The sequence below is a fragment of the Kamptonema sp. UHCC 0994 genome, from assembly GCF_029167235.1.
Taxonomy (GTDB): Bacteria; Cyanobacteriota; Cyanobacteriia; order Cyanobacteriales; family Microcoleaceae; genus Kamptonema.
In genome coordinates this window covers 1-8,257 of sequence record NZ_JARFTR010000150.1, presented here as the reverse complement: position 1 = coordinate 8,257, position 8,257 = coordinate 1, and the positions used below count along the sequence as shown (strand labels likewise).

At 45.1% G+C, this 8,257-nt stretch carries 9 protein-coding genes; 4 read left to right on the top strand and 5 right to left on the bottom strand.

The window, feature by feature from the left end:
• Window positions 1-146 precede the first annotated feature (146 nt).
• From PY364_RS14295 to PY364_RS14280, 4 genes are all read right to left on the bottom strand, one after another.
• Window positions 147-875, bottom strand: coding sequence for a hypothetical protein (locus PY364_RS14295; protein WP_275523435.1), 729 nt, complete (start codon window positions 873-875; stop codon window positions 147-149).
• A 28-nt stretch (window positions 876-903) separates the two neighbouring features.
• The gene (locus PY364_RS14290) at window positions 904-1,584 is read right to left on the bottom strand and encodes an actin-binding WH2 domain-containing protein (protein WP_275523433.1); all 681 of its coding nucleotides are present in this window, start codon (window positions 1,582-1,584) and stop codon (window positions 904-906) included.
• Window positions 1,585-1,742: 158 nt separating this feature from the next.
• Entirely contained in the window at window positions 1,743-1,988 is a 246-nt protein-coding gene (gene psaC, locus PY364_RS14285) for a photosystem I iron-sulfur center protein PsaC (protein WP_007355303.1), read from the bottom strand.
• Between the two features lie 509 nt (window positions 1,989-2,497).
• On the bottom strand, window positions 2,498-4,816 hold the full coding sequence (locus tag PY364_RS14280) for a S8 family serine peptidase (RefSeq protein WP_275523431.1): 2,319 nt from the start codon (window positions 4,814-4,816) through the stop codon (window positions 2,498-2,500).
• A 186-nt stretch (window positions 4,817-5,002) separates the two neighbouring features.
• Between PY364_RS14280 and PY364_RS14275 the strand changes: the two genes are divergently transcribed.
• The 3 genes from PY364_RS14275 to grxD all read left to right on the top strand — a co-directional run bounded on the left by PY364_RS14275 (window position 5,003) and on the right by grxD (window position 6,354).
• Entirely contained in the window at window positions 5,003-5,623 is a 621-nt protein-coding gene (locus tag PY364_RS14275; RefSeq protein ID WP_275523429.1) for a hypothetical protein, read from the top strand.
• A gap of 43 nt (window positions 5,624-5,666) precedes the next feature.
• Window positions 5,667-5,918 carry a BolA/IbaG family iron-sulfur metabolism protein gene (locus tag PY364_RS14270; RefSeq protein ID WP_275523428.1) on the top strand — a complete coding sequence of 84 codons (252 nt, stop codon included), beginning with the start codon at window positions 5,667-5,669 and terminating at the stop codon, window positions 5,916-5,918.
• A gap of 112 nt (window positions 5,919-6,030) precedes the next feature.
• Window positions 6,031-6,354 carry a Grx4 family monothiol glutaredoxin gene (gene grxD / locus PY364_RS14265; protein WP_275523427.1) on the top strand — a complete coding sequence of 108 codons (324 nt, stop codon included), beginning with the start codon at window positions 6,031-6,033 and terminating at the stop codon, window positions 6,352-6,354.
• A 237-nt stretch (window positions 6,355-6,591) separates the two neighbouring features.
• Here the strand turns inward: grxD and PY364_RS14260 are convergent, their stop codons facing one another.
• Entirely contained in the window at window positions 6,592-6,840 is a 249-nt protein-coding gene (locus PY364_RS14260) for a DUF6761 family protein (protein ID WP_275523425.1), read from the bottom strand.
• A 598-nt stretch (window positions 6,841-7,438) separates the two neighbouring features.
• Between PY364_RS14260 and PY364_RS14255 the strand changes: the two genes are divergently transcribed.
• Complete coding sequence (locus tag PY364_RS14255) at window positions 7,439-8,188, top strand: response regulator transcription factor (protein WP_275523423.1); 750 nt, start codon at window positions 7,439-7,441, stop codon at window positions 8,186-8,188.
• Window positions 8,189-8,257 lie beyond the last annotated feature (69 nt).

Genomic DNA, 8,257 nt, shown 5'->3' with positions numbered 1-8,257 from the left:
GCTTCGGGCTTGCTTCGTACCCTCGCAACTGCGCTTCGCTTGGCTCGCAACTGCGCTTCGCTTGACGCGCTTCGCTTGGCTCGCAACTGCGCTTCGCTTGACGCGCTGCGCTTGGCTCGCAATGACATAACTATATTTATGTCCGACTACTTATCCTGTAATTTCCTTACCTCTTTATGCACGCTCATCCCAATTTCTAGCGCCTCATTCAACAATCGTCCATATTCACTTGCTTGGTTATTAACATCAAAAGCCATTAAAGCAGTTAGATTATTTTCAATATTAACAAATAACTCATAGCGGCGACCAATAAACTCTTGATTTTCTCTGAGAATCCTTTCACTTCTCAATGCACAAATCAAACTATCTCTAGTAACATTCAATGCTTTAACTGCATCCTTTCTGTTAATCAAATTTACTGGCAAATTACCCACAGCAGTTAACTTGTCAATAATATCTACAGCCTGAATCACCTCATTATATTTCTCTACTTCATCCGCCAAATTCGCCAAAGCTGCTAGAGGTTTTGCTTTCAACCACATATAAATATTCCAGGCGCAACTCAAGAAAATAGACAGGACTAAAGTTAATTGTAAAAACTGGAAAAATGCCTGAGTATCTGGTACAGAAGCAGTATTTTTAGTAACAAGCAAAGTAATGGGAACTGAAATAATTAACGTTAAGCCAAATATCAAAACTTCATTGAAAATCAAAGAGGCAAGTTGTTGGCGGCCGCGCCTTTTCTTGCCTATCAAACTCTCACGAAGCACAGAAGTTCGGTATAAATTACCCATTAAAACATCACTCAAAGTTACACTGCTTAACTCTTCTAGTTCTTTCTCAGTAATTCTCAACTCCTCCAAATCTTGCTGCATAACAGTTTCAGATTTCCTAATTAAAAGTTTAGCGATAACCAAGAATTTCAGATATCGCTTGTACTATATTCAGATAAAAGTTGCTGTCTCGACTGCGAAATAGCTCGAAAGGTGCTCCTGGTGCTCCGAAAAAAGGTCTTAGCGTCCATGCCAATTGACAGCCAACAAAGGCATAAAGTATCAGCCAGAATTTCAAAATTTTGTCGCGAATTTCGTTACCTTCGGGGTCTTCCTTAGAAAGCAACTGCATACCTTGATATAAAAAATTAACAGCGAGAAAGCCTGTGAGTGAGAAAATAGCAACATTTAACAGTTTAAAAAACTGGTAATCGTAGGTGCTAATTAGAAAAAATAGCGAAATTGGGGCAAATCCTAAGAGTAAAACTCCAATTAACGCCACAGCCGTCATTAGCAATGCCAAATATTGCTCGAAGGAACGCTTGGAACCAAACATTACATTAAAAAAATATAATGTGGGAAAACAGATGATAACTGTAATTATATAAAGAGCTGGCAATTTTATCGCTGACATGATTGCTTGTTGCCAACTATTCGCTGCACCAATGATAGCGCCATAGATGGCGAAGAATACGCAACTGGAAATCAACAGACCTAAGATTTTAGATTGTAGTCTTACGCCTTGGCGGAGGTCTTCAAGGAATTGCTGGCGTTCCCGCAGCAAATCCATCACGATTGAAAAGTATTTCATGCTGTCTCCTTTTTAGCGATGAGATTGCTGTCCAATAACTTTTGAATTTTGACTTCTGACTTGTGATATAATTATAGGCTTTTCAAAATTACTCACAAGAGAGGGGGCGATTAACGCCCCCTCATCAGGCCGATCCCAAAGAGCGTGCTAATAGCTTCTTAGTATGCTAGACCCATACTGCGAGTTGTTTCAGCTCCCAGGTAAACCCGAATGCTCAGAAAGTCAGTGGGACAAGCAGTTTCGCACCGCTTGCAGCCCACACAGTCTTCTGTGCGAGGGGAAGAGGCAATCTGACCGGCTTTGCAGCCATCCCAGGGAACCATCTCTAAAACATCAAGCGGGCAAGCGCGGACGCATTGGGTACAGCCAATGCAGGTATCGTAGATTTTGACTGCATGAGACATTGAATAAAAGCTCCAAACGAGTCATCAAAATTTGCTGTATCTGCAAGTGAATAGATTTGACGGCGAGCTTCCACCACCTATCTTTCACAGAGAATCATGGCCTAGTGTACCGCAGTGTTTCCAAGCTCTTAGCTAAAAGGCAGCAAAACTTCACAGTTGTTAACGGTTAAGGATTAGAAACGAAGTTTCCGATTGACAAAAAGAATGTTATGTGAATCAATCCCAGTTACTTGTTGAGTTTGCTTGGCAAGACAGTCGCGAGTAACTGCAATATAGCAACCGCCAGGGCGGTTAGGGGCTAGGGGCTAGGGGCTAGGGGCTAGGGAAAGAAGGGAAAGAGAGTCAATGGTTTCAGCCACGATCGAGTGTCCTAACTGCCTTGGCGGTTGCAATATCAAAAATTCTCTGTAGCTTATAGCCAAATAGAGCCATTCCAGCTCGATCCCAATCGGGTACTAGACATTTGTGCATCCCAGAGGGCGGCGTTACGGATTACCAATTACCAATTCCTAGACAATATATTGAGAAGTAATTGGCTTAGCCCGATTTGTTGCTACCAAAGTCTGGTAAATTAGAGCTGAAATCTCAGCGCGGGTAATATATTGAATTGGTGAAAGCCGAGTGCGAACAGGATAATTAACCACGATCTTCTTTTCAGTCGCCGTTGCTACCTGCCAATCAGCATAATAGGGGATTTGAGTGCGATCGCTATACACGGTTAAAGCACTCAGACTACCCCCAGTCAGTTGTAAACCATTCACCAAAGAGACAATTGCCTCAGCGCGAGTTAAATTCTGGTCTGGCAAAAACCTCAACCCCGGAAATCCTACCAAAAACCCCGCCTGATTTGCCTTTAAAATTACTGACCGTGCCCAAAACGTAGCAGAAACATCGATAAAATTCGTAGCAGCTACTCTCGGAATTAAATCAAAAGCCTTAGCTAACAACGCCGCATATTGAGCGCGAGTTAAAAGGTCATTTGGCTTAAAGGTGCCATCAGGAAACCCACTAATTATATTGGCAGCGATTAGACCTTCAATAAAAGCCTGCGCCCAATGTCCGTTTATATCGGCGAATTTTGTCACGCCAGCGGCACCTCCGCCCATTTTCACCGCCGCCTGCACAGCCTTCAAAGCATTCACCTTGCCATATCCAAACCAGTCGCAGCGACCATAAGTATTGTAAGTACCCATTTGAGTACCAAATTGGGGATCGGGGTCAGTATCAACAATCTTGTCAGCCGTTTGTTGGAGAATACCCCGCACTTCCTGTGCGGTTAAATTAGGATTTGCCGACAGCACCAAAGCTGCAACCCCTGCTACTACTGGGGTAGCGCTAGAAGTACCACCAAAATAAGCAGTGTAGTCCCCTTGATCGTACCCAGCCATTCCTACTCGGTCAGCAGTGAATACCCCTAAACCAGGGAGCGCGGTTGTCACCTCTGGAGGCGTACTCACAAATCCAGTTTCTTGCAACCACATTCCCGGCGGGGCGTTATTGCTGGGAGCACAGACGGAGATCCCGCTACCCCAATTGCTATAAGCGGCTTTTTTGCCTAGGGAAGTGCTTGCCGAAACGGTGATTACGTCTGGATGGACTGTAAAGCCTCCCAGCCATTTAGTTTGACCGCTGAGTATATTTTTCGGCCAGCCTTTCTCATTAATTGTGCCGTTAACGGGACGGTTGGCATTACCCGCAGCAAAGACGATTACGCAGCCTTTGCCGTTGCGCCCTTGGGTAGCGGCTCTAGTAAGGGCCGCACTTTGTCGGAGGGATAGGGGGAAGTAAACGGCACTAGGCCCCCAACTGCAAGAAATGACTGAGGCTCCTTTGTTGATGGCCCAGTTAAATATCTGTTCGATGGAATCGTCGTCGAGGTAGCCTGTAGTGCGGATGGGCATCAGGGCACAGCCGGGGGCGACACCGACAATACCGATGCCATTTTCTTCTGCGACTGCGACACCAGCACAAGATGTGCCGTGATTGTCTGATTCTGCTACTGGCATCGGCGAAAAGTCGTTATCTTTTAAGTCTAAGGGGGCGACTATTTTGCCTGAACCTTTAAAGTCGGGGTGGTTGAGGTCAACGGAGTCATCTGCGATCGCAATAATTACAGAACGAGTACCGCGAGTTATGTCCCAAGCTTGCTCAGCAGAAATGTGGGAACCAGCACCCAATTGACTGCCACCTTTGTTATTGAGATACCATTGTTTGCTATAAAGGGTGTCGCGGGGGATATAGTGCTGCTGAGCTTGTACGGCAATATTTGGTTCGGCGACTAAAACTTCTCGGTATCGCGTCAAGCGGTTGGCGATTTTAAGGGGATTTTCTGTAGATTCTTTGGTAACTTGGCAGACAAAGGCGTTGGGTATCCCTGGTATGGGACGGACTATTTGCAATCCTACAAAAGATGCGATCGCCTCGCGGGCCGCGAGCTCCACTCCCTCGGCAAATTGAACTGTGATTTGGTCTGTCAAGTAAAATAACGTAGCCGGATTGTCTCTGGGGTGGTAGACATGGCTAGCAAAAACTACTGTATCTAAAGATCGAGCCGTCTGCATTGCTGCGTCCCGCTGCGCTGGATCGATCGTAAATTCTTCTAAGTCACTTTGCGGTACAGTTCCTTGCAGTTTTCCGGGGATTTGGGATGCCCAATTTTGAACGGTTTCTGCTTGGGGGGACATACGCACCGTAAAGCGATCGCTTGCCTTGGTAAGGGCTAATTCTTCACCCCCCCGCTGCAAAATAAATCCCACACTTTCTTCTGGGACTCCTGTACCTTGGTAATCTTGTAAAACTGCGGGGGACGGGTTAACTGGCAATGTCATCTGCAATAGACCTGTATGCTTTACTTTAAGTCTTAGTGTATAGTTCCTATGTTCAGACTATCTTTTCGGTACACTTTGAGGGAAAACGTAAATTCTGCATAATTTTACCAGATTTAGATCGCAAATAGTGGTAAGATCGCCAGACACTTAAAATTTTTTCTTGCCGCCAACGGGCAAAGTTACTTCATGGTACACTCTGGAACTGTTTGCCTCCTACGCTCCACCGCCCGGATTACTCTTGCGGTAATCGCAGCTTTCATCTTGCTGCAACCTCTCCGCGTCCAGGCACAGCAATCCCCTCTGCCAGAGAACCGAGACGCGGCCGATCCTCTCGATCCGACCGATCCGAACAATCTCCGCCCTGCGGGGCCAGACAGCCTTCTGAGCATACCAGGAGGACAACGTTTAATGTCTGAGGCAAGCACTGCCATTTCCGATCAGAATTATGTTCTAGCTGCCCAAAAACTTCAAGAGTCCCGTCAAGTTTTTAATCAGTTGTCTAATTTTTACCAACAACTGGCAACAGCTTTTTCAGGGATTGATAATCGTCTGGCCGACACCAACCGCACAAAGGCTTTGGAAACAGCCCAGATGCGGGATGAAGCCACTTATCGGTTGGCGTTGGTACACCGAGCCCAAAATAAGCCGGAATTGGCAGTTCCCCTGCTAATTCAGATTATCCGCTCTCAGCAGCCTACTCGCGACTTGGGAAAAAAAGCTTACCAGCAGTTATTAGAACTGGGGTTTGTGGATGTCCCCTATCCCCGGCCCGCCCGTGACGCTCAGCCGAGTTCGTCAACCAAATAATTCAATTAAAATCTAAATTGCAGTAGTCTATCAGAGATCGATAATGGTTAACCCATCTCAAGTAATGGCAATGATCCAGGCTGGATTGCCTGACGCTAAAGTACAAGTAGACGATTTGACTGGCGGTGGCGATCACTACCAGGCGATCGTAATTTCTTCCGAGTTTGAAGGAAAAAGCCGAGTCAAACAGCACCAACTGGTTTATAGTACCCTCAAAGAAGCGATGGCGAGTGAAGCCATCCATGCTCTAGGGTTGAAAACCTACACTCCTACAGAATGGGCAGCAGAAAGTTAACTTGCTTAGGGAAATTGTTAACAGTTAACAGTTAACAGTTAACAGTTAACAGTTAACTAACTAGATTTTTTCAGACTGAAAATAACACAATAAAACAAGTTGAGGAATAACCATGAGTACGGCAGCACACGACAAAATTGAAAGCTTGGTGAAGCAAAACAAAGTCTTGGTTTTTATGAAGGGAAATAAGTTAATGCCCCAGTGTGGTTTCTCTAACAATGTGGTGCAAATTCTTAATAGCTTGGGAGTTCCTTTTGAGACAGTTGATGTTTTAGCAGACTCCGAAATTCGTCAGGGAGTTAAGGAGTATTCTAACTGGCCGACTATCCCTCAAGTTTATATTAACGGTGAGTTTGTCGGTGGTTCAGATATTATGATCGAACTCTATCAGAAGGGCGAATTGCAGGAAATGGTAGAAGTGGCTTTGGCTTCCTGAAGAAAACTTTATTGTTTTCCTCCTGAGAAAAGCTCTATAGAGCACTTTTTAGGTAAGCAATTGTGAGTGAAACGAAGCAATCTCAAGGCTTGGCGATTGCTTCGTTTCACTCGCAATGACATATTAATTATGTCTACCTATTTACCGATTTCCAAACTCAGATAAGTTGGGTTGAGGTACGAAACCCAATAAAACATTGACATCTTTTATCTATTAAAAAGCTACAAAGCTGTGTTGTTAATAGTAGCCAGATTCGGGTTGCGGCATAGGTACTTCAAAATTCGAGGGGTCGTAGATATAGCGAGTAGCTTCCTCCTCTAATCTATGGATTAGGTAAGGTTCGATCGCATTTGTATGTCTTAAAGCAGCTAAATAACCGTCTAAGTACAGCCGTAAGTCATCGAAGCGATAACCTCTATTCCACATTTCGACGAGGGCATCGGTGAGTTTTTGGTAGTGGCGGATGGTATGAGTATCTTGAAGCATGGTGTAAAGTTGAAATTGTTTAGGGTTTATCTCTACATGACTGGGGGGTTTACCAACAGGTTTCCTTTGAGCTGAGTTGGCTGGAAAGGAGCAATTTTTCCCTGTTAATTGCGACTTTAGGGGATAAAGCTGCCTTGGGGAGGAACTTTAGAGGCTAGTGTCCCTTTCTATACCCCACTTACAGCTAGATAATTCCGTATGCACTTAATCGAGTCAGGATTTTGGTAAATTTTGGGATCAAACTGGATAAAATATCCCACAATGGAGCTTAGAGTTTGTGGGAGTTTAATTTGAGCTGGCAGATTTGTCAACTCCCAACAGCAAAGGTGATGAATGGAAGCGTGAATTTTAATAAAGGGTTTTAGCATGGGGGGGGTTTGGCTGAGGGGGGACTACTACTTTCATTCTATGACAACCCGGAGAAGGCTCTAAGCTTTCTGCCAAATGAGACTTAAAAGTTGACTAAATCTTTAAAATTTGGGTGTAGAGCTTTTTGATGGCTTTAAGTGCAGCTAAGGCTTGGGTAGCGATGGTTACAAAACCATGACAAAAGCTCTGATAATCTGGTAGCGATTAGTGATATGGGAAACGAGCCTCTGTGGGATCTGCTTGTATTTCGATTATTGAAGGAAATCCGCACCTCCGATCGCTCTTAGGCTGGCACCTACAGCAGGTCGGGTTTTGGGTACACCAATCAGCCGACATTCATCATGCTAGGGAAATATTTTATACTCGCCAGCCTTCCCTAGTTATTCTTGACGCAGAACTACCCGATGGAGACGGGTTAGAATTTTGCCGATGGCTTCAGCAACAGCAGCAGTCGCTAATTTTGATGCTCTCTGCTCGCAGTGCGGAAGCTGATATCGTGGAAGGTTTGCGATCGGGAGCCGATGATTACTTAACAAAACCCTTTGGGATGCAAGAGTTTATGGCTAGGGTGGAGGCTCTGATGCGGCGCAACCGCAATACTATCCCCCCTGCTACTTTGGATTGCGGGGAACTCAAAATTGATTTGGTACAGCGCCGCGTTCGGTTGCAGGGGGAGCCGATCGATCTGACTCCTCAAGAATTTAGCTTGCTCTATGTGCTAGCTCAAGCTGGAGGAGTACCGCTGTCGCGATCGGATTTGTTACGGAGAGCTTGGCCAGATTCTATTGATAATCCGCGAACTATTGACACTCATGTGCTGTCTTTGCGTAAAAAGATTGAGATCGATCCCCGACAGCCTAGTGTGCTTCAAACTGTTCGCAATGTTGGCTATCGTCTGAATTTGGACATCCTAAATGGGAATGAATTGTATGCGCCTGCAAAACAAATTCGGCCTGCGGGAGTTTCAACTGCAACTTAATTTATGGTTGCGAGAATGGGGTAATTAGTAATTGGTAAATTTCGTAACGCCGCCCTCTGGGCGGTATGT

What these genes read in the sequence shown, in the direction of transcription:
- PY364_RS14295 (WP_275523435.1), bottom strand. Translation starts at nt 875, where the DNA reads ATGCAGCAAGATTTGGAGGAGTTGAGAATTACTGAGAAAGAACTAGAA.
- PY364_RS14290 (WP_275523433.1), bottom strand. Translation starts at nt 1,584, where the DNA reads ATGAAATACTTTTCAATCGTGATGGATTTGCTGCGGGAACGCCAGCAA.
- psaC (WP_007355303.1), bottom strand. Translation starts at nt 1,988, where the DNA reads ATGTCTCATGCAGTCAAAATCTACGATACCTGCATTGGCTGTACCCAA.
- PY364_RS14280 (WP_275523431.1), bottom strand. Translation starts at nt 4,816, where the DNA reads ATGACATTGCCAGTTAACCCGTCCCCCGCAGTTTTACAAGATTACCAA.
- PY364_RS14275 (WP_275523429.1), top strand. Translation starts at nt 5,003, where the DNA reads ATGGTACACTCTGGAACTGTTTGCCTCCTACGCTCCACCGCCCGGATT.
- PY364_RS14270 (WP_275523428.1), top strand. Translation starts at nt 5,667, where the DNA reads ATGGTTAACCCATCTCAAGTAATGGCAATGATCCAGGCTGGATTGCCT.
- grxD (WP_275523427.1), top strand. Translation starts at nt 6,031, where the DNA reads ATGAGTACGGCAGCACACGACAAAATTGAAAGCTTGGTGAAGCAAAAC.
- PY364_RS14260 (WP_275523425.1), bottom strand. Translation starts at nt 6,840, where the DNA reads ATGCTTCAAGATACTCATACCATCCGCCACTACCAAAAACTCACCGAT.